19 protein-coding genes are annotated in these 21,546 nt (G+C 38.1%); 4 read left to right on the top strand and 15 right to left on the bottom strand.

The window, feature by feature from the left end; all coding sequences use genetic code 11:
- Positions 1-118: 118 nt before the first annotated feature.
- The 6 genes from BT797_RS07015 to BT797_RS06990 all read right to left on the bottom strand — a co-directional run bounded on the left by BT797_RS07015 (position 119) and on the right by BT797_RS06990 (position 6,689).
- On the bottom strand, positions 119-463 hold the full coding sequence (locus tag BT797_RS07015; RefSeq protein WP_045112490.1) for a metalloregulator ArsR/SmtB family transcription factor: 345 nt from the start codon (positions 461-463) through the stop codon (positions 119-121).
- A 68-nt stretch (positions 464-531) separates the two neighbouring features.
- Complete coding sequence (locus BT797_RS07010; protein WP_045110076.1) at positions 532-1,734, bottom strand: NnrS family protein; 1,203 nt, start codon at positions 1,732-1,734, stop codon at positions 532-534.
- Between the two features lie 147 nt (positions 1,735-1,881).
- Positions 1,882-2,118 (bottom strand): FeoC-like transcriptional regulator, encoded by a 237-nt coding sequence (locus tag BT797_RS07005; protein ID WP_045110075.1) that lies wholly within the window; start codon positions 2,116-2,118, stop codon positions 1,882-1,884.
- Positions 2,081-4,393 (bottom strand): Fe(2+) transporter permease subunit FeoB, encoded by a 2,313-nt coding sequence (gene feoB / locus BT797_RS07000; RefSeq protein ID WP_075471447.1) that lies wholly within the window; start codon positions 4,391-4,393, stop codon positions 2,081-2,083. The genes BT797_RS07005 and feoB overlap by 38 nt, the downstream gene beginning before the upstream one ends.
- Positions 4,393-4,620 (bottom strand): FeoA family protein, encoded by a 228-nt coding sequence (locus BT797_RS06995; RefSeq protein WP_045110073.1) that lies wholly within the window; start codon positions 4,618-4,620, stop codon positions 4,393-4,395. The genes feoB and BT797_RS06995 overlap by 1 nt, the downstream gene beginning before the upstream one ends.
- A gap of 245 nt (positions 4,621-4,865) precedes the next feature.
- Positions 4,866-6,689, bottom strand: coding sequence for an ABC transporter ATP-binding protein (locus BT797_RS06990; RefSeq protein WP_045110072.1), 1,824 nt, complete (start codon positions 6,687-6,689; stop codon positions 4,866-4,868).
- Between the two features lie 319 nt (positions 6,690-7,008).
- Between BT797_RS06990 and BT797_RS06985 the strand changes: the two genes are divergently transcribed.
- Complete coding sequence (locus BT797_RS06985; protein ID WP_045110071.1) at positions 7,009-8,256, top strand: aromatic amino acid transport family protein; 1,248 nt, start codon at positions 7,009-7,011, stop codon at positions 8,254-8,256.
- A 228-nt stretch (positions 8,257-8,484) separates the two neighbouring features.
- Here the strand turns inward: BT797_RS06985 and BT797_RS06980 are convergent, their stop codons facing one another.
- The 5 genes from BT797_RS06980 to BT797_RS06960 form a co-directional block, all read right to left on the bottom strand.
- Positions 8,485-10,371, bottom strand: a complete 1,887-nt coding sequence (locus BT797_RS06980) for a putative glycoside hydrolase (RefSeq protein WP_075471445.1) — start codon at positions 10,369-10,371, stop codon at positions 8,485-8,487.
- A 314-nt stretch (positions 10,372-10,685) separates the two neighbouring features.
- A complete protein-coding gene (locus BT797_RS06975) occupies positions 10,686-12,188 on the bottom strand; it encodes a lytic polysaccharide monooxygenase (protein WP_075471443.1) in 1,503 nt (500 codons plus the stop codon).
- 357 nt (positions 12,189-12,545) lie between these two features.
- Positions 12,546-12,866 carry a YdbL family probable chaperone protein gene (locus BT797_RS06970; protein WP_045110069.1) on the bottom strand — a complete coding sequence of 107 codons (321 nt, stop codon included), beginning with the start codon at positions 12,864-12,866 and terminating at the stop codon, positions 12,546-12,548.
- Between the two features lie 16 nt (positions 12,867-12,882).
- Positions 12,883-13,065, bottom strand: a complete 183-nt coding sequence (locus BT797_RS06965) for a YnbE family lipoprotein (RefSeq protein ID WP_017219822.1) — start codon at positions 13,063-13,065, stop codon at positions 12,883-12,885.
- Between the two features lie 9 nt (positions 13,066-13,074).
- The gene (locus BT797_RS06960) at positions 13,075-15,630 is read right to left on the bottom strand and encodes an intermembrane phospholipid transport YdbH family protein (RefSeq protein ID WP_075471441.1); all 2,556 of its coding nucleotides are present in this window, start codon (positions 15,628-15,630) and stop codon (positions 13,075-13,077) included.
- Positions 15,631-15,827: 197 nt separating this feature from the next.
- On the opposite strand from BT797_RS06960, the gene BT797_RS06955 reads away from it, so the two are divergent.
- Entirely contained in the window at positions 15,828-16,079 is a 252-nt protein-coding gene (locus BT797_RS06955) for a hypothetical protein (protein WP_045110067.1), read from the top strand.
- Positions 16,080-16,136: 57 nt separating this feature from the next.
- On the opposite strand, the gene BT797_RS06950 is transcribed toward BT797_RS06955, so the two are convergent.
- Positions 16,137-16,661 carry a M48 metallopeptidase family protein gene (locus BT797_RS06950; protein ID WP_075471440.1) on the bottom strand — a complete coding sequence of 175 codons (525 nt, stop codon included), beginning with the start codon at positions 16,659-16,661 and terminating at the stop codon, positions 16,137-16,139.
- Positions 16,662-16,809: 148 nt separating this feature from the next.
- Between BT797_RS06950 and BT797_RS06945 the strand changes: the two genes are divergently transcribed.
- The gene (locus BT797_RS06945) at positions 16,810-17,154 is read left to right on the top strand and encodes a YajD family HNH nuclease (RefSeq protein WP_075471438.1); all 345 of its coding nucleotides are present in this window, start codon (positions 16,810-16,812) and stop codon (positions 17,152-17,154) included.
- 77 nt (positions 17,155-17,231) lie between these two features.
- Here BT797_RS06945 and BT797_RS06940 read toward each other — a convergent pair whose 3' ends face one another.
- Positions 17,232-18,473 (bottom strand): BamA/TamA family outer membrane protein, encoded by a 1,242-nt coding sequence (locus BT797_RS06940; protein WP_075471436.1) that lies wholly within the window; start codon positions 18,471-18,473, stop codon positions 17,232-17,234.
- Between the two features lie 251 nt (positions 18,474-18,724).
- Here BT797_RS06940 and BT797_RS06935 point away from each other — a divergent pair, with 251 nt between their 5' ends.
- Positions 18,725-19,579: a DUF547 domain-containing protein gene (locus tag BT797_RS06935; protein WP_244534289.1), complete on the top strand. Its 855-nt coding sequence runs from the start codon at positions 18,725-18,727 to the stop codon at positions 19,577-19,579.
- Between the two features lie 56 nt (positions 19,580-19,635).
- Here BT797_RS06935 and BT797_RS06930 read toward each other — a convergent pair whose 3' ends face one another.
- The gene (locus BT797_RS06930) at positions 19,636-20,166 is read right to left on the bottom strand and encodes a prepilin-type N-terminal cleavage/methylation domain-containing protein (RefSeq protein ID WP_075471435.1); all 531 of its coding nucleotides are present in this window, start codon (positions 20,164-20,166) and stop codon (positions 19,636-19,638) included.
- A gap of 64 nt (positions 20,167-20,230) precedes the next feature.
- Positions 20,231-21,502: a cyclic di-GMP phosphodiesterase gene (locus BT797_RS06925; protein WP_045110062.1), complete on the bottom strand. Its 1,272-nt coding sequence runs from the start codon at positions 21,500-21,502 to the stop codon at positions 20,231-20,233.
- Positions 21,503-21,546 lie beyond the last annotated feature (44 nt).

Below are 21,546 nucleotides of genomic sequence, written 5' to 3'. Positions count from 1 at the left end.
GTAGTCTCGTTTTATTGGGGTTAATATCGCCAAATATAAATTTAAAACAGCAAGTTATCCTGGCAGGGGCATGCTTAAAAAATAATATTAAATGAATGTATTGAATGTTTACTTTAAGTTAATTACATAATTCTTCACGATTAGGGCGACATGTCATTGTACCTAAACGCTGTACTTCTTGTTGAAGACTATTCGAGTTATTCGCTAATGTAAGTGACAATATTTCTTGTGCCCAGTCAGGGACATTAGGGTTAATTTTATAATGCACCCATTGGCCCTGTCGTCGGTCAATGACTAATTTTTTCTGACGTAACAGGGCCAAATGGCGTGATATCTTTGGCTGGCTTTGTTCTAATGCATGCGTTAATTCACACACACATAATTCATTTTCTTTCAGTATTAACAATAGACTTTTCAATCTAGTATCATCTGCTAAGCACTTGTAAAACTGGAGTAAATCCATAATTAAGTTCATTTTAGGTGGCACATGCCCGCCACTTTATATAAACCTTGTTTAGCTGTCAAACGGTTCTAACCTGGACGGCCATCCTGTCGCGCTCTAAACAACATCGGCGCGTAATGATAAGCAAACAACCCAAATGAAATTAACCAAAATACAATGCTCAAATTGATAAAGGTAATATAATACTGCATCCAAAAAATAGGGCCTATTACACGTATTATGACCGCGATAAAAATACTCAAAAATGCCAAGAACATCGCTTTAGGCTGTTGCAACATACGTCCTGTATGACCTAGTGAAACACGTGAGATCATAGCCAAAATTAGTCCGCCCATACCGCCAATTGTAATTAAATGCCACAAATGATTAACAATTGGGACATTAATAAAGTAACTCATGCCTATGGTAAATAGTCCTACCCAGATAAAAAATAACGAACCATGGATAGACCACAACAGCGGCACACCCAAGGTAATCCAAGGCTTCCAGCGATACCAGCGAATGGCTTGGCAACATGCAGCGAGAATAAATAAGATACCAAATACAGACTTAGGAACAGAAAATAAAGGGTGAATTAATAACAGTAGGGTAATAACACCTAAACTGCCTGCTGATAATTTTTCCAACCAAGGAAGTGGTAATACTTTTGCAGTTTTAGTCCCGTTGGCAGTAAACATCGGCACAACACGACCAGCCATCACCGACATTAAAAATGCCATTAGCATTACAGATGCATAAGCAGCTTGGTTGACAGTCATGTTAGCTAAACCTAATTTAGCCAAATGCATTTCAATATTTGCCAAGGTAAATAAAACTAATAAAGGTACAAAAAATAAATTTCGGTACTGTTTTATTTTTAACAAGGGTTTGGCTAAAACATAAGCAACTACGGGTAGAAAGCTTAAATCAATCAACATGATAACGTAATAATTTAATGACATGGGTAAAAGTAAAACAATTCTACCAGCCAGCCAAAGCATGAATAAACAAAGTAAGGGTAATCCCGAAATACCACGAACCCCAGTCCAATTCTGGATCGCGGTTAACAAGAAACCTGCAACTATTGCACAGCCAAAACCGAACAACATTTCATGTATATGCCACCACAAGCCGCCACCGTAAGGCTGAAATGTTATATAACCAGACAACATTGCACCCCATAACAGCAATGCAACCATACTGAACAAAGCGCCTGCTAAGAAAAAAGGGCGAAAGCCAAGACGTAATACTGGGAGAATTTTTTGTTCCGCCGCCAAGTCTGTAATTTGCATTAATTTAACCTTTAAATAGTAATTTAGATTAAGTATATGTGATCATAAAAGGTCCGTAATTGACAAAAGGCAAATACCCGACTTCTTTAGTCAAGTATTTACCTTTTTATTGATAATATGAGTTCGGGCCTAGGTCAACAACACTGCTTAGTTAATAACAGTAACGGCAAGTTCATACTCTTCATTCCAGCGATAGTAAACATCGCAGTTTAATTGTCCAAGTCGAGGACGTTCGCTGACTGTTGTTGATATTTTTCCTTTCGCTACCCAAAGTGTCAGCATCGCATCGATACCGTCTTCACTAATTCCAAATATTTTGGCTAGCTCAGTTCTATTGGTTCTACCATTAACAACAAGATGATCTTTCAGACGTGTTAAAATCATATTGACCCTGTTCCTCTTGTAGTTTTAATTTATTACCTTGTTTTTTCAGTAGTGCAATAACAACGCACATCAACACACTGAAGAAGCCTATCCAGCCCATACTTGATGTCGGATGTGCTGCAAACTCAACGATTTGGTAGTACATAGTGGCAACAAAATAACCTAAGAACATAGTCCAGCCAGCAATGAAAACAGCAAATGGACGACCAAATTCGCGTACATAAGCGCCCATTGCCGCAGCACAAGGTGTGTATAAAAGAATAAATAATAAGAATGCAAAAGCAGCAGCGTCAGAACTGAAGCTCTCTTTCAAATTACCAAAGATTGTCACATCCACTTCTTGATCGTCAGCAACCGCGTTCATATCCGTTAAATCCCCCACATCAACACCCAATGGATCTGAATAACTTAAATCCGCTAAATTAGCCGGGATTGATAATATAGCGTCTTGTAAACTGGCTAATAAATCAAATTCAGCATCATCTTCCTCTGCACTTGAATACAGACTATTTAACGTGCCGATAACCGCTTCTTTAGCAAAAATCCCCGTAATAATACCCACGGTTGCTTGCCAGTTATCTGCTTTAATACCGATAGGTGCAAGTAACGGCGTTGCCACTTGTGCAACTTGCGATAATACTGAACTTTCAGTTTCTTCATTACCAAAACTACCATCAGTCCCTAATGAATTAAAGAAACTTAAAAATGCGACAACTAATACAATGGTTTTACCCGCACCAAACACAAAACGTTTTAGTTTTTGCCAAGTGATGATAAGCATATTCTGCATTGTCGGTAATTCGTAATCCGGCATTTCCATAATAAAGCTATCACTGCGGCCAGGATACAAGCTCCAGCGTAATATTAGCCCAGTAAATACTGCCACTAAAATGCCAATAATGTATAACGCAAATACAATATTTTGGCCATGTTCAGGAAAAAATGCCGCCGAGAATAATGCATACACAGGTAATCGCGCGCCACATGACATAAACGGTGCCATTGCCGCAGCTAAACGACGTTCACGCTCATGTTCGAGTGTACGAGTAGCCATAATAGCAGGTACGTTGCAGCCAAAGCCCAATACCAATGGGACAAATGCTTTACCAGGGAGGCCAATTCGTTGCATTACTTTATCAAGCACAAACGCTGCACGCGCCATGTAACCCGAGCTTTCAAGTAACGACAAAAATAAATATAAACAGCCAATTACGGGAATAAAGGTTGCAACTGTTTGGATACCGCCACCAATACCATTAGCAATGATAGTAACGAGCCAAACAGGCAGTAACCCATCTAATAAATAGTGTCCGCCATCAACAAGTATGCTGCCAAAGCTGATATCAAAGAAATCGATGAATGCACCACCAATATTGATGGAAAACATAAACATTAAGTACATCACCGCAAAAAAGAATGGTATACCAATGTACTTATTCAGCACAACTTGGTCGACTTTATCACTGAATGAACGGCTTAGCTTACCTTCCTGACGACGCACTTTATTACACAGCTGGTGTAAAAAGGTATATCGAACGTTGGCAATATGGAAATCTGTTTCAATTGACTCTGCGACTTTATTCTTAACGTCAGCAATCATCATCAAGGCATCAAGACTAATAAGATCGACAATTAACGCATCATTTTCAAGCGCACGAATGGCGAGCGAACGTGGGGCGGCATCGTGATCTATAAAATAAACGTCTAGTTCATTAATCGCCGCTTCTATTTCTGTTCCGTAGTCCATCGCAAGTGGGACGGTGACCACGCCTTTTTGTACGATTGAATGTAAATCTTCTTTAAAATTGTTCACTTCGTTTTTAGCATTTGCAGATAATGCAAGTACTGGACAACCAAGGGCTTTTTCTAACTTTTTAACGTCTAACACTTGGCGTTGACGCGCTAATACGTCCATCTTGTTTAACACAACTACCATTAGACGACCTAACTCGCGCAATTGCAATGTCATATATAAACTACGCTCTAAGCACGAAGCATCGACAATATTAATGATGAGATCTGCCGCATGATCCAACGCAGCTTTCGACGCGATCATTTCATCAACACTATTCACTTCGTTACTGCTGTCCAAGGCATAAATACCCGGTAAATCGGTTAATAAGAACTCATCACCCGCATGGCCATATCGCCCGGTTTTCTTATCAACCGTCACACCAGCCCAGTTACCAACGCGTTGGTTTGCCCCTGTTAGCGCATTAAATAATGTAGTTTTACCACTATTTGGATTACCAATAGTTAAGATTTGATACAACATTAAGCGACCTCAACTTCAATCTGTTGTGCTAACTGCTTACGAATCGCAACCGAAACTCCACGCACAGATATTTGCAACGGGTCCCCCATTGGCGCACGACGAATTAATGTGACTTGAGTATTAGGTAGCACACCTATCACCATTAACTTCTTTCGCGTGTCAGCAGGTAATCCTGACATATCAGTAATTTTAGCGGCAACACCATCGTTTAATAGCGCTAACTTCATATCTTCACCTAATCCTAATGATAACAATTATTATTATTAATATTTTACGCTTGCAGTATAAATAACTATTGATATGAATCAATATGATATAAATGAAACGAAAGCAATTAACACTAAAGTGGTACCCTCATATAACAACAAGATTTATAGAAGATATGCATGTGTGGTAGATGAGTATATGCAGCTCAACACATTGAGTAATATGTGAGCTGCGTAGCATCTGTAATTAAGGCATATTATGTATTTTAACCGATAAAGCCACCTGTTTGATGTGCCCAGAGTTGTGCATAAATACCTTGCTTAGCTAAGAGTTCTTTATGTGATCCCTGCTCTACAACACGACCTTCATCTAAAATGATCAAACGATCCATCGCTGCAATTGTTGATAAGCGGTGCGCAATTGCAATTACAGTTTTACCGTCCATCAGTTCATTTAAACTATCTTGAATGGCAGCTTCAACTTCAGAGTCTAACGCTGACGTTGCTTCGTCTAACACCAGAATCGGCGCATCCTTTAATAGCACGCGAGAGATAGCAATACGCTGACGTTGACCACCCGATAATTTAACTCCTCGCTCCCCAACCTGTGCGTCATAACCTTTATTACCAAATGTATCTGTTAAGGTGCTAATAAACTCATGTGCACATGCTTGTTTTGTGGCTTGGAGCAATTGCGCTTCACTCGCGTCCGGATCGCCATACATAATGTTATCGCGAATAGTACGATGTAATAAGGAGGTATCCTGTGTCACCATGCCAATCTGACCGCGTAAACTGTCTTGCTGGATATCACTGATATTTTGCCCATCAATTTTGATCGCCCCCGCTTCCACATCATGAAAACGCATTAACAAGTTAACCAAGGTCGACTTACCTGCACCTGAACGCCCCACAAGACCAACCTTTTCCCCGGGCTTGATCTTGAGGTTTAATTTATCAATCACGCCAGCTGACTCACCGTAATGAAAACTAATGTTATCAAACTCTATTTCACCCGCTGAAACAGCTAACGGTTTAGCATTTGGTTTATCTTCAATATCAATCGGCTTGGCTAAGGTATTCATGCCATCAATCACCGTGCCCATATTTTCAAACAGACCACCAATTTCCCACATGATCCATTTAGACATACTGTTAAGGCGTAACGCTAAACTGATCGCGACAGCAATGACACCCACACTTAAACTGGCATCTAACCACAGCATGATCGAAATAGCAGCAACACCAAAGAGTAATAAATAATTTAATAACTCGACGCAAAAGGTGAATCCCGTAACCAAACGCATCTGTTTATGCACCGTCACAAGAAATTCGTCCATGCATTCTTCGGCATATACCATCTCACGAGCGTTATGCGAGAACAACTTAACCGTGGTGATATTGGTATAACTGTCGACTAATCGCCCGGTCATCATTGAGCGTGCATTAGCTTGTTCTGTCGAGATCTGTTTAAGCTTCGGCACAAAATACAATTGGATAGCAACAAAACCAATAAACCACGCCAGCATAGGTAACATAAGTCGTATGTCAGCCTGCCCAATCATGACGAGCATTGCAATAAAGTACACTGAGATATAGACCAATACATCCAGTAATTTCATCACGGTTTCACGTACAGACAAGGCTGTTTGCATCACTTTTGTGGCAATACGACCTGCAAAATCACTTTGGAAAAAAGACACACTTTGACGTAATAAATAACGGTGTGCTAACCAGCGGATAGACATAGGGTAATTGCCCAGTAATGTCTGATGCATGATTAATGAATGTAATAATACCAACAATGGCATCACCACCAGTATCAATACGCTTAGGCCAATGAGGTTAGTACTTTCATCAGTTAAGAAATTCTGAGGCTCATGATTTGACAACCAATCCACCAGTTGCCCCATAAAACCAAATAACGACACTTCTAAAATAGCAATCATCGCACTTAATACAGCCATCACTAATAAAGGCGACTCAAAGCCACGAGTATAATAACGGCAAAATGCCACAATATCTTGCGGCGGCTGTTCAGGCTGATGCTTGGGAAAAGCCGAAGACCATTTTTCAAAAAACTTAAACATAAAGAATTATTATCTGAGCAAATAAAAGACCCCCTATGGTACTACGTAATTGCTAAAGTTCGTAGCCCACACAAGGCTACCAACCAATCGACAGCAGAAATTAACACTATTAAAAACCAGAACTGACAGGTGTAAAAATTACTTTACGATATAATTTACACTTTTTACGCTAATTACATTGCATTAACCCATATAAAATAAGTAAACTCGCTATACCTTAATGGTTTATGGATATTTAAGGCACTTACCGTAAACAAATGTTTACGACTTTTTAATTACAATCCGTAATGGAATGTTTTATGACTGTGAATAAGGTTTTATAACTGTGAGTAAGATAGTAGGAAGTACCCTTATTGTTGCTGGTACCGCACTTGGTGGCGGTATGTTAGCTTTACCCCTTGCATCAGCTGGTTTAGGTTTCTATACAGCAGCATTTTTGATTATCGTGAACTGGGGATTAATGACGTATACAGCGTTGTTGATGTTAGAAATACATCAGCATGCCGAACAAGATGCGACCCTTAACTCGCTTGCAAAAAATTTACTGGGTAAACCCGGTCAATATCTCGCAACATTTGCTTCTTTCTTCTTATTCTATGCCCTTTGTGCTGCGTATATTGCCGGGGGCGGTTCGCAGTTAACCAACAAAATAAATGATTTATTGAGTTTAGAGTTAACCCCACAATTTGGTGCGGTGCTACTAACATTCATTGTCGCGACAGTGGTGTCGATTGGCACGCACTCGGTTGATATCGTGAATCGTGTATTGTTTAGCGTAAAAATTATCGTCTTGGCACTCACGCTCAGTCTGTTATTCCCTCACGTGCAGTCGATTAACCTATTAGAAATGCCTGTACAGCAGGGGTTATTGTTATCGGCTTTACCCGTGATTTTCACTTCGTTTGGTTTCCACGGCAGTATTCCGTCAATCGTACGTTATGTGGGTATTGATATTAAAACACTAAAGAAAGTGATGATCTGCGGTGCATCTGCGCCACTTGTTATCTACCTGCTATGGCAAGTCGCAACGCAAGGTGTATTAAGCCAAACGACTTTAATGGCAAACAACTCGTTAACCAGCTTCATTTCATCACTCAGCTCTGTGTTACAACAGCCGCAAGTCAGTCAGTCTGTCTCTGTGTTTGCAGATCTTGCTTTAGCAACTTCATTCTTAGGTGTCAGTTTAGGCTTGTTTGATTTGTTATCAGGCATGATGAAACGCACTAACATTAGAATTAATAGTAACAATGACAGCGACGATAGTACTAACGCGGGCGGTAAATCACACCGTGTAAAAACAGCACTGGTGACATTTGTTCCACCATTGGCCTTCGCACTGTTTTATCCACAAGGCTTCATTACAGCACTCGGTTACGCAGCTATCGCATTGGTTATACTTGCGATCTTCTTACCGGTTGCTATGGTTTCTAAACAACGTAAAGCAGATGCAAGTGGTTATAGAGTTATCGGTGGCAACGTAACGCTCATGCTTGCAAGTTTAATGGGCTGTTTGATCATTGCATCGCAGTTTTTGCAAATGGCAAACATGATCCCAGCGGTTGGCTAACCTCGTACATAAGTAGTACTCGATAGCCGAATATACAACAGCCCAACTAAGATGTAATTTATTCATCATTGTTGGGCTGTTTTGCAATTAAAATTTATAATGTAAGTCGTAACCCTGAATAATCCATGCCACGACTTCACTCACCGCAGAGAACAAAGCTTCCTACGGTGCTCGTAATAACATTCTGAACCGAGATTAAAGTAAGTATCGTTGAAAATAGAAAACTCATTACTTCCAAGTTAAACGCGCTATCTTTTTTTCAACATCAACCCAGACATCAACAAATTCAAACTTCCTTTCATAAATAAAGCCAGTCTGCTTAGGTTCTGTTAAAGGCTGACCAAGAGGCCGATTAAGTTGGGGAATATAATCACTATTCCAAATATCTTGGACTTTTTCATCCGCACTAACCCCTAACTGATAACTAAAGAATGAATTTTCGCCTGCAGCAATCAAAAATACAGCTAATGGGAAATCAACGTGTTTTGCTAAATACGCTTTTTTCTCAACTAAACTATTAGGAATTGGATCGTCGGTGACAGGCGAACTCTGAAGCATAATGACTTTTCCTTTTGATGATGCTTCTCTCATTAATTGAATACTGAGTGAGATGGCATCTGCACTGCTCATTTTTGGTGATGTACCTTTCATTGGAATCGTCCACCTTTCCAAGTATGAACCATCCTGGTATTTCAAGTGGCTACGGCTGCCGTTATTTGTTTCAGCTCTTAATGTATTACCGATAAATAACTTATCGCCAGGTAAGTTTTTTGCGACATCATCAACCAATAATGCGAAATCCGTATTAGGCTTGCCATTAACAAATAGAGGGTTGTTCAAATCTTCTTTTGGTGTTTTCGCTATTGCATCAATAAATAAGCCATCAATTTGGGGATGACTGACTGTATCTAGTACACTTTTTGCCCACCATGCTCTCATCCCTGGAGATGTAAATTCATGATAATAATAACGATCTTTAAACATGAAAATTGATTCTACGTTATTATTATCAGTTACTTTTTTACTCCAATCCCATTTATTATCTTCGAATTCCTGATCAAAGCTATAATCGGTATAATGAACCCTCGCATTAAAATAAAATAGTGTTGTTAAATTTTCATTTATCTGCTTCAATCGCGTCGCCGCATCTAATATGCCAGCATCAACAGTCTTTAATCCTTGGTGATTACTTTTTTCAAGCATGACTATATCGTAATTACTAATAGACAAAACCTCTTCATTAGTAAATGACGTTGCTTTTCTTACCGCCAACCAGCGTGGTATATGATCCCAAGAAAATGATGGATAATGCGTCGATTCACGATCTTGCTCAGGATATGCTTTACTGAATGTAGAGCCAGATGGATATGAAGAATAATCAGATAAATTAGAATCTATAATCTCTTCATTTCGAGACATAATTGTTAATTTAAAATTTATATTATGAATTGCAAAATCTTTTTTAATTGATGAGCTTCCCGCACCAGTGATTGTTGCTAATTTAGAATCAAGTTTAATCGTTTTTCGTGGTTTTCTAAACTCACCACTGACTAAATTACTTCCTGTTCCAATTATATATTTATGCTCATAACCGGCATCAGGTTCAACCAACTTAGCCTTTATGAATCTATTATCATTTACATAATAATCATTTAAAGATAATTTAGCGTCTATAATAGAAAATTGTAGAGACTCTTGATTTTTAATAACATGATTACCCACACTCCAATTATTATTAATATCATTAACTATTGAGCGTTTACCTAGTTTTACAAAAGAATCATTATCAGTCTTAGTGTAGGCTACTGTGGAATCCATGAATGCTTGGACTTTGACCGTAAGATCTAGTTTGTCATTGATATCATCATAATTAAAATCATAGCCATCATATTCAATGTGGTAAAACCATTTATTATTTACGACTTCTTTCGTGCACGTTAACGCAGCATCAGAAAGATCAATTCGATTGTTATCTATGTTAAATACTAAATCACCATTTTTTTGTTCATGCGTACATGCTTTGGGTTTGAAACGTTCAAAATAAATATCCGTACTCGAATATACGATGCTAGGGAAGCCAATAAGAATGAACAATAAATATATTCTGTGTATCACTAAAATAATCCTAATTTATTACTATTAAAAGAGCATTATTAAAGATATTCGCCTAGCCATATATAAATTAATATTATTCATGTGACACGAGCATTACAATGCATATGCTTTTTCATATGTATGTATAAAATACATTCTATATGCACAATAAAAATCACCTATTAAATTTTCATAATTCTCAAATCACTATATATAATTGAGTAGATTAAGTTCATAGGGTATGAGCATGATAAAGGATTGAGGATAGGAAATATAAACAAAAAGCCTCACCGTTATGTCATCAAAACATCACAATGAGGCTTAGTATATTTAGCTTAACGCCAAACACCCCATTGGCCAGTCGTGCCAGGTTCCTCATTAGAAGTCCACCATTGAGCCGTCCATGACTTACCGTCGTAGATAACAACCTCTTTAGCAGTATAGGTTTGGCTTGCACTCCACGTATTACTATCTGGTTCCGTTGGTTCCGTCGGTTCTGTCGGTTCTGTTATTTTAGATGGCTCCATCACAAAAGAATATACATCTGCATCCGTCACACTACTGTTACTGAGCAGTAATTTAAACGTAAACTCCTCACGTCTATTAGGTAAATCAGCGGTTTTAATAATAAGTTCATTATTCGAACCGATATTCATATGAACGGGTAGACCACTGGTTTGTAACCACTCTACGTTAGTCGTATCACCTTCACTTTTAGCGTGTGTCAACACAACATAATCACCGTGTTCAACACTCGCTCCATCAAGATTTTTTAACACCTTAGGTAATATGACCGAATCAATACCAATATCTTCTGTCGTTATCGAAAACTCACCAGATGCTCGAGAATCTTTCGAATTAAAATAGTTGCTATGTAAATCATTTTTGAAATACATATAATGATTCATTTCATCGTGCCAACGGCCAATAAACACATTGCCATCGTTAGTCGATTCATACCAACCATTCACGTTTGAAGCCAATAAACGATCCCAATCATTCTTGTTTTCGTCTGTGATTACGAGGGAGAATGAAGCATGTTCAACACTATTTTTATTCAAGACTTTATAGCTAACCGTATCGCCAACAGATGCAGAGTCTAAGCTAATATTTTGTGGAATAAAGGTACTACCCTGCACAAGATATGGTGAAGTAGGCTCCGGGTCCGGATCAACTGGCGGCGGCGTTACATCATTATTCACAATCGTAATGTCACTACAATTATAAAAGCCCTCGCCTGCGGCATCAATACGCTGCCAACGTACGAACAACACAGCATCACCAACGCGGTCAGTTGGAATAGTGACATTAGTGTGATACTTACCACTAACTGCAGATATATTGCCTTCTTCTTGAATAAGTTCGAGATCATCCCATGCAAGAGGTTTAGATAGATCAACATTCGGTTTGGTTAAATAAAATTGCCAAAAAGAAGGGTTATGTTGAGCGGTAGCCTTAAACACATACTGGAATGTTCCCGCCTGCACTTTTGTTCGATTCCATCCCGAATGTGCGGCTCCCATTCCTTTTTTCTGAGGGTCATTTGCATAACACAAGGTTCCATCAGGAATAGCATTTTTAACTGCTTGAATATTGTTAAAGTCATTAATATTAATTGAATATTCATTTTTCTGAACAAATGGGTAAGGCCCTGATATGTCTTTTGCTTGCGCACAAGCCGCATTAGGTGGCGTGCCACTCCAAATACCACCTTGGTCTGAACATATTTTCTGTCTCGCTACTGGATATTCTGACCAGCCATGAGCAAGTGCTTGAGCACTGAACAGTGCAGAATATATCGATAAAGTCGCAACAGTTAACGCAGCTTTCCGTAACATAAGTTTGTGTCCTTTTGTTTGTAACATACTAGTATTTAAGTAATTCCATAACACATTAACGAGGAAAGTCAGTCACCGACAAGTGTTAAGGCGATGTAACAAATTACACGTTACACTAACCATATATGTTAAAACATAGTAACAAATGTTGTTACTTTAGAAAAATATGCCTAATAAACTACGTAAGTCCAACTTAGGTTTTCAGGTTATACAATATTGATAGCAATACAGTTAGCTACAAGAATATGTTTTATAAAGAAAAAGCCCCACTGCCATGTTATCAAAACATTTCACAATGAGGCTTATCACTTTAACCGAATTATACTTTATACCAGCTTAGTATATTTTAAACGTGTATTACTTCTTCTTCCATTGACCTGGAGAAGATTCAATAAACTGGCCTTTTTCTGTCAACGACATTGCTTTTTTCGCTGCTCGTACAGAAATAGCCTTAACCGACACGTTATGCTTGGTTGCTAACTCTTGATATTTAGCTTTTCGCTTATCATTTACGGTTTTAACTAATGCATTCACTTCACTGCTTGGTTTCACAGCGCCAAGGTAACCATTAGTTTGCTCACCAACTAATCCTGATTTCTTTGCGTCTTGTAAATCAATCGCCTGTACCGAAAATGACATAGCGACTAAAATAATCAAGGTTGAAAAAATTCTTCTCATTGTAATCTCCGTTTGACTAGAATAACTCATCATCGCTAAACACATCATCTAGCTCTTTATCTACTTTCACTTTAATCTCGTGATCAATTTTTACATTTAAATTAATCACAATTGGTTTATCGGGAACGGCAAGTTGTACTGTTGGCGTACAACCAGCAATAAGTACAAGTAAACTTGCACTAAATAACAGTGCTTTCATATTATATCCTTATGGGTTATTCATTTTATCAAGCGCACCATACATCGCATCATTAATTCTTAAACTACGAAATAGCTGCAATATATTTTCTTCGTGGGAATAATTAAATTCAATTGGGCGTTCAACGCTAGGGTTCCGCCCTTTGATATTAATCGTTAATTTAGTCTCTCCGCTCGGCTTAAAATTCACATCACTGTGTAAACTATCATAATGCAAGTTTTCTAACAGCTCTAAAGCATAAAGCAATTGCGGTTGTGTTAACTTTAACTGATCTATTGTGGCGTTATCCTTTATTTGAATCACCCCACCGATACCTTGCTGCTCTATCGTGCCATCTATTATTGATACTGCGCGACCTTTAGCTACAAAAGGTAAATCCGCTTTTAATAACCCTGTCACTTTAACACCAGGAACTTGATATAATTCAATTACCTCAGGTAAAGATAGATTACGAACACGCACTTGACCTACAATATGATCAAAATCGGTAATTAACAATGGTGACAATGACACTGTACCAGAAAACACATTTGCTGAGGCGTTATCAATCACCACTTGCAACTGTTCATTAGCAAATCTCACCAAGCCAGTAAAATTAACATTGGTAGCAACAAGCCCCATATCAACAGATGTAACATTGCTGTTAATAAGGCAATCGGTATTTAAAGATGCCACTAAATCAGGTTTGTCGGCCTCAATCTTACAACGCCAATTCGCATTAATATCCGTGGCAGTTATATCATTAAAAGTACTGCTATTGGCTGTTATCTTGCCCGACATACTTGCGGTTAAATAACTATGTTGTTCCTCTAACATCAGCTGATAATCAAGCCTATTTTCCACCAACCCAGGTAGGTACAAGCCTACGGGTAAAGGGTATTTATCAGTGACTAAAGAAGGCATTACTTGCTGAGGGTATAGCCAATACCCTGCAATTTTGTACGGCGTTAAATTTAATAGCGTAGCGGTATTTGTACTTTTCATTACCACATCATCTAACTGCCAATCTGAGTTCACGCTCAAAGCTTGGGAATTAAAGTGTCCCCGATGCTGCGCCGTAAATCTATCTATCTTATATTCGCGCTGATACTGGTTATTGAATGACACAGTTGATAAAGAAAAGTCGAACGGTAATACGCTATTTTTTTCAATATTCACCGTCATAGCGTCAAGTAAAGAAACCTTGATATTCTCACTCGACATATCTGAATATTTAAATTTATGTGCGGTTAATGTTGCACTATTAACGATGAGCTTGGTGCTTATCGATGTATCCGTGGGCTTAACTTCTACGTGACCTTTGGATGTCACTTGGAACGGCACATTCAAATCACTGAAATAACTGCTATTTGTTATAATAGCTAACGACCAACTACTCTGCCAGGATTCTGGTGTCAACAATAGCGTATCCGCTTTTACAGCCAAGCTATTATTAGACATCATAACCTTAATCGCAGCTTGCTTGGCCTCTACTTTCCAACGAGTAATATCGTGTTCTTGTATCCCTACCTGTAAAGATAGAGGTAATTCTGGCGTGATCACTATAGGTACGAGTGTTGGTGATACGTTGTTGCTAAACGGCTGACAAACACTTTTGTCCACACTCAATAATGCAGTAAACGACGCGCACGTTTTTGCTGTCAGCGTGATAGGAGCAATGTCAGTGATGTTCAAATTAACGAGTTCAGGCAACCACCCTTTATCATCCAGTACCAACTCCGTATCGACAACAAGGTCAGCATTATCTATAAGCTTTTGCTTGTCATCACTCACGGCACCATCAACCAATGAGAACCTTAAGGAAATACGTTCCATCTGCTGTAAGTCGACGTTTACATCAAGCGTTGCAATACCATCAAATTCGGTATTAAACGCTGGTAAAATAGGGTTAACGCTTGCACTAAGTTTGCTTAAGTCCGTGCTCAGTTGCACTTTAAGTAAGTTCTGGTTATCTGTATTCTTGGTATCTTGTAATACGTAGTTAAGCTTAGCGAGTAATAAGCGCTGATCTTGCAGCCACACTGAAAACCCAAATTCAGCATTACTATCGGCATATCTGAAACCCACCTCTTTAAAAACAACCACGTTAAGATCAAGCTGTTCCCAATTTAAATTCGATAAAGATAGACTTTGTGCTTTTGATACTTCAGTTAAAGGAGGTAGATTAGTGCCCTGCACGGTTACATTTTTAATATGAAGATCGGGTATCCAATCCGGTAACGCCGGTAATATAGGGGCGACAGTCACTACTTGATTCTCAATTTCATCGCTACTCCCACCCTTTATTGATTGCTCAAATTGCAAATAATCGACATCTAGCTTAACTTGCTCAAGCATAATTTTATCGATAAAAAAAGGCTGTTGCATATCAAATTTAATCGTTAATCCATGTAACTGTGCAACTTTAACACCGTAAGGAATTGAGAAATGATTGCTAATCTTCATGATAATGCGTTCGCGGTATGTAAACATGATCGCGACACTTAATAGGACAAGAATAAACAGGCTTATAATCCAAAGTTTGACGTTATTCGAGGTTTTTTTTGTTTTATGCGACGCCGACATTGAGGAAATAACCTTTATTAATCTAATCACTTATCCTGAACTACAAACATAATGAAATCAAGTACAACACGGCTCATATATAGCACTAAAGTCAATGCATGAAATATAATTATAAGAATATAAAATGAATGCTTATTGATTTGTCGATGAACCAGAAGCGTGTAAACTGTAGTCTCTTTCATATACGAAAAATTTAAATGGCAAAACCGAATAAAAAAGGCCCAACTCAAACAGTTGAAGTATCATGCAAAAAATGTAAAACACTGCTGTTTAAATACCGTAAAGGCGGAAAAGGTAGTCTCGTTAAATGCTTTAAAGAGCGGATCGTGACCGACTATTGTGAAACCCCTTGCACTTGTCCTAAGTGTGGGCAAGTCTTTGCAAGAGATACGTTAATTCGAGGTACACCCGCTTATAAAATGGTGGGAGGTAAAGTGGTAATGAAGTAACTGTAACTCAATATTTCGCAGGCTTGATCGAGCCACTTACTCAGAGAGTCCGCTTAGCTAATAGATCTCGCCTCTAAATTCAACCTGTGTTAAATACAAACGCATTTCAAACTCGAACTGATGATAATCAGGTAACATATGCTCACAAAGCTTGTAGAAGGCTTTGTCGTGATTCTTTTCTCTTACGTGCGCCAGTTCGTGTACCGTGATCATCTGCAAGAAAGGTTCTGGGCAGCGTCTAAACATTTCGCTAATGCGAATCTCATTCTTACTCTTTAATTTATTGCCCTGCACCCGCGATACAAAAGTATGTAAACCAAGTGCGTTATTCACCACATGAATTTTAGGATCATAAATGATTTTACTGATAGGCGATGATTTCTTTAAATAGCTATTCTTCAGATCCATGACAAATTCACGTAATTTTTTGTCACTGGTAATTGAATGTGTGCTCGGATACTTCGTTAATAAAAATTGACCTAGCGTGTCTTTTTCTAACATCAGCTTTACTTTACTTTGAACTTGGCCTGAATAGGCTGACAGATATTTAAGAGCCGTTGAATCTATTTTTGAAACTGACATAAGTAAGATTGGATACTAGTAATTTGAATTGCACATATTTTACCTGATCCAGTTTTAATCCGGTAGCCTAGAGCAGACTAAAATAAGCTATTGATCAGTGTTAGATATACTTTTACAATAACCTTTTTATAATTATGGATGAACAATTATGTCATCAGATACTTTAGGAACCAGCGTAACGTATAAGCGCATGGAACAAGGTTATCGCGAAAAAGCACTTAAGTTATTCCCATGGATATGCGGCCGATGTACCCGCGAGTTTGTTTATTCTAACTTAAGAGAGTTAACTGTTCACCACATGGATAATGACCACAGTAACAACCCGAATGACGGTAGTAACTGGGAATTACTTTGCTTATATTGCCATGACAATGAGCATTCTAAATATACTGAACATGATCAGTACGCGACTGAAGTTGAAGCTGGTGATAATAATCAAGAATCAGCAACTTATAATCCATTCGCTGATTTAAAATCAATGTTTAAAAAATAACATCTGATTGTTCTTCCTAAAAAGCCGTGACAGTACTCGATTAAATTGCACACTGTGACGGCTTTATTATTTTTCCGCTAGAATGGTTGATTAACCATAAACCATAATTGTTTATCTGATTCACTTTGTGCGTAATCAATACGTACAACCACACCTTCAGCGTTAAATCGTAACCCTAAACCAGCAGTCAATTTCAAGTCTCTGTTTAATTCTACTAAATCAAAAGTATCTGAAACCTGACCAGCTTCAACGAATGCAGACCATTGCCACCAAGGAAAATTATAAAATGGTAAATGATGTAATGGTTGCCAATGTGGTTTTACTCGGTATTCGGCACTATACATAACGGCACTTCGGCTATGAAACTGTCCTGGTAAATAACCACGTAATCGATTAAAACCACCCAGTTTGATACCCGAAAAAGAAGGGGGGCGATGTTTTTGATCAACCTCCGAACCGCTATTCCATGTTGGTGTATCTGCAAGATAATAGTTAAATGCCAATACTTGTTCTTTAAACAACATATTTTCGTCAAAAGGAACATAAGCGCTTTGATCTAATTGCCATGTAGTCCAGCTATTACGGTCATCATCACCAAAGTCACGCCGCACAGTAAATCGAGTTTGGCTACCCGACGTCGTATCACCAATACTATCGCGATTATCCCAATCAAATTGTAACTCTAACCCTTGTGAAATATCTGGTAAATAACCATAACCTGCCACATCTCTCGTTTGTTTAAACGGGGTGATATTAATACTTGTAACACCAAATTCAAGTGGATTAGCCCCGACTTCATTACGTTGGCGAACAAGGCTACGCGCGGCCCCATTAACACCTCTCCCCCATGGTAATACGTATCTTGCATTCACACGGAGAGATGATTCAACACCTTCAGCGATTATTTCATCAGTCAACAAGGTATCTTCAGGCGTCTTTGCCGTAGGCAGAAAATATATCCCCGATTTAAAGTCACCACGATAATATTCAGCTGAAAACAGCCATTGTTTTACATTAGGTAATGTATAATTATTAAATGAGATAAAACTAATATTACTGTGGTTATTACTGTATAAACCAAGACCAAATATTGATGCTTGTGGCTGCCCAGCATGTTTTATTACTCCTGATACACCAAGTGCAGCACCCAATCTTTCAGTTGATATAACTAGAGGGACTACTGCAACTTTAGTATCAAACGCAGATCTTTCCATCCCATTATTTTCAGTCATTATATTAACAACATCTTCTGCATTAACCTTGCTTGTCACGAGTAATGCCGAAGACAACAACGAGAAACAGATACTCTTATAAACCACTAACACTCCAAACAATAATAAATATTTATTAGTAAAAATATGAAGTGCGCAAGATAGCCAAAAACCGCCCATGTGTATATGGCGAAAACAGTAAAAAAACGTAAAACAATGTCATTAAATGACTAAATAATAAAGTAAATATAAACTACGATTCCAGCGTATAAATGTCATAGCCCAATACTATTGAGCTATAATTAACCCTATAAAATGGAATTAATGCTATTAACATAAATACAAAAACAGGTATCAATGTGACTCATAATTTAAAATTATTAATACCACAAATACGTATAGTTATTGGGCTACTAATCATATTATTTGGTGGCTTCAACTCTATTAATGTTATGGCTACAACGACGGTCTACTGGGATAAAAGTAATGAAGTAACATCGCAGGATATCGACCACAGTCAATGGCAATATATTTTAAATCGCTATTTAATAGTGGATAAAGATAATATCGCGATTAACTTGTTTAATTACAAAAACGTGACAGATGCCGACACAGAAATTCTCAACCAATATCTCCTTCAACTGCAAAACATCAACCCCCTGCAACACACTAAAGCACAGCAACAAGCCTACTGGATAAATTTATATAACGCACGGACAATACAGCTGATACTCGATAACTCCCCTGTAAAGTCCATCACTAAACTAGGAGGTCGTTTCTTTTCATTTGGCCCTTGGGATGATGATGCGGTGACAATCAATGGTCAAACGCTCAGCTTAAATGATATAGAACATGAAATACTACGCCCTATTTGGAAAGATCCGCGTATCCATTATGCCGTAAACTGTGCAAGTTATGGTTGCCCAAATTTATCTGCCACTGCATTTATGGCAGGTAATACCGAGCAACTATTAACTGCGGGCGCCTATGCTTATATCAATCATCCAAGGGGGGTTTCAATTAAAGACGACGATTTAGAAGTTTCGAGTATTTACAAATGGTATTCAGAAGATTTCGGGGATAATCAGCAGGCTCTGATTGAACATTTCAAACGTTATGCAAGACCTGAATTAAAACAAGCGTTGATATTATTTCAGCAAGATCCAGGGAATATCTATTTTAAATATGATTGGCGTCTAAATCAACCTGAGTAATAATTTTAAAATGAGATAATAACGATTCATCACTGGCGATGAATCGCTATTATTTTTTAAGGGAAAGTAGTTACGCTACCAGTATTAGTATCATAGCGGATGTATAAAGCCTCATTATCACTCCATTTATACAAACAAATACCTAGATTATCTCTAATGTTGTACACAATAAATGGTTTACTCGTTTTAGTTTTATCAACCTTATCACTACCTGTATTCAAGATCGAATTCCATAACGACACACAGTCATCTACATTATCAGTTTTAATTGGAGAGGTATCTGGATCAGGATAGTTTTGTGCTGGCCAACCAGCAGCGTTAAAGTCAATTGTGCCTTCAGCACCCGCACCATACAACTGTACATCATCATTTGATGTAATATCAGTTGGTGAACCCATTATAATCCATTTACTGTGGGCTAGGTTAACAGCACTTTTCAACGCGCCAGCCGTGCCTTCAACAACAGCTATATCTGCATCATCAGCTAAATTCAAAAACCGGGGCACTGCGGTAGCAGATAATATCCCAAGAATAATAATAACAATGACTAATTCGATAAGAGTAAAACCACGTTGTTGCGTATTCAAAACTGGACACCTTTAAGATTAAGCTGGTTGTAATTATAGTGTAAACGTTCTAATTATAAACCTATTAATTATTATTTTGCGTATTTTCAAAATAATAGTTAATACGACTTCTCGGGTTTAAGTATTCATAAATATGTTCTGGCAATTTATCCGGTTTAATAACACCTGTAATCGACAGTTCACGTTCTTCAAGATCAATGATCGGGGCTTCTGCACGAGGTACTTCTGCATCATAAATCAATATATTAGGGTATAATAATCGTTCCGAATTCACTGACAGTACCATTCCTATCTGCTCATTTGATAATCGGACAACACTGCCAGGAGGATAAATCCCCAACACCTTAACTAACAGTTTTAAGTCACTTTGATTATACTTCTTCGCGCTATTTTTATATAGCCAAGATAATGCATTAGACGGTACTCGTGCTTTCCTTATATCATTCGGGTGACAAAGCGTATCGTATTTATTCACGACACTAACAAGTTGAGTAAATGGGTCTATATCAGCGCCTTTCAACCCTTTTGGATAACCACTACCATCTAATAATTCATGATGTTGCGCAATAATAGCCTTTGCAGCTTCAGGAAATGTATTCACTAAATTAACAAGGTCTAGTCCATATTTAGGATGCAACTTTAAAAAATTTTGCTCCGCGGTAGTGAGTTCTGTCTTTTTTCGTAATATTTGCGGGGGGACTTTCAATTTACCCATATCATGAAACAACGCGCCCATACCAATGATCTTAATGGAATCGGCATCTAAATTTTTCATCTTGGCGACAAGCATTGCAAGCACTGATACATTTAATGAATGGTAATAAATATTTTCATTTTCTTTGGTTTCACTCATTAAATGTAAAACGATATGTTCTTCTTTTAACAGAGAATCAACCATATCACCGATGAGTTGCTCAGCCTCATCAATCGCATTAAGGGGTCGACTAGACAGCTTACCCATAACTGAACGCACTTGGATCATGGCTGATTGAAAGTTCTTTTCTGTTTTGATTATTTTACGACGATGGCTTTTTAACTTTTCAATTTTTTCCTGTTTATCTTCCCATAACTCACGCCTAATATGCTCAATATCAAGCATATCAGAGCTCTCAGCTTGTGGTTCAGCGTTTAACTGTTGAGGGGGTAATAAGCCACTATCACTGCGTTGTGGGTAAACAGTCACGTGCGCGATGCCAAGCTGGCGAATAAGTAGCAATTTTTCTTGAGTATCAATTTTGAAATTATTGAACATAAAGGGATGATCACACCAACCTAAAGGCAATTTAACGTAATTACCCACTTGAATACGATCCACTGAAACTTTGATACCACTCATAATAAACCACAAAACAAAACTGAAATGGCATATTATTGTATATA

This window comes from Moritella viscosa (genome assembly GCF_900120065.1).
Lineage (GTDB): Bacteria > Pseudomonadota > Gammaproteobacteria > Enterobacterales > Moritellaceae > Moritella > Moritella viscosa.
Note: the sequence above shows the minus strand (reverse complement) of the source record. Positions and strands in the feature narration are given on the sequence as shown.

What these genes read in the sequence shown, in the direction of transcription:
- BT797_RS07015 (WP_045112490.1), bottom strand. Translation starts at nt 463, where the DNA reads ATGGATTTACTCCAGTTTTACAAGTGCTTAGCAGATGATACTAGATTG.
- BT797_RS07010 (WP_045110076.1), bottom strand. Translation starts at nt 1,734, where the DNA reads ATGCAAATTACAGACTTGGCGGCGGAACAAAAAATTCTCCCAGTATTA.
- BT797_RS07005 (WP_045110075.1), bottom strand. Translation starts at nt 2,118, where the DNA reads ATGATTTTAACACGTCTGAAAGATCATCTTGTTGTTAATGGTAGAACC.
- feoB (WP_075471447.1), bottom strand. Translation starts at nt 4,393, where the DNA reads ATGTTGTATCAAATCTTAACTATTGGTAATCCAAATAGTGGTAAAACT.
- BT797_RS06995 (WP_045110073.1), bottom strand. Translation starts at nt 4,620, where the DNA reads ATGAAGTTAGCGCTATTAAACGATGGTGTTGCCGCTAAAATTACTGAT.
- BT797_RS06990 (WP_045110072.1), bottom strand. Translation starts at nt 6,689, where the DNA reads ATGTTTAAGTTTTTTGAAAAATGGTCTTCGGCTTTTCCCAAGCATCAG.
- BT797_RS06975 (WP_075471443.1), bottom strand. Translation starts at nt 12,188, where the DNA reads ATGTTACGGAAAGCTGCGTTAACTGTTGCGACTTTATCGATATATTCT.
- BT797_RS06970 (WP_045110069.1), bottom strand. Translation starts at nt 12,866, where the DNA reads ATGAGAAGAATTTTTTCAACCTTGATTATTTTAGTCGCTATGTCATTT.
- BT797_RS06965 (WP_017219822.1), bottom strand. Translation starts at nt 13,065, where the DNA reads ATGAAAGCACTGTTATTTAGTGCAAGTTTACTTGTACTTATTGCTGGT.
- BT797_RS06960 (WP_075471441.1), bottom strand. Translation starts at nt 15,630, where the DNA reads ATGTCGGCGTCGCATAAAACAAAAAAAACCTCGAATAACGTCAAACTT.
- BT797_RS06955 (WP_045110067.1), top strand. Translation starts at nt 15,828, where the DNA reads ATGGCAAAACCGAATAAAAAAGGCCCAACTCAAACAGTTGAAGTATCA.
- BT797_RS06950 (WP_075471440.1), bottom strand. Translation starts at nt 16,661, where the DNA reads ATGTCAGTTTCAAAAATAGATTCAACGGCTCTTAAATATCTGTCAGCC.
- BT797_RS06945 (WP_075471438.1), top strand. Translation starts at nt 16,810, where the DNA reads ATGTCATCAGATACTTTAGGAACCAGCGTAACGTATAAGCGCATGGAA.
- BT797_RS06925 (WP_045110062.1), bottom strand. Translation starts at nt 21,502, where the DNA reads ATGAGTGGTATCAAAGTTTCAGTGGATCGTATTCAAGTGGGTAATTAC.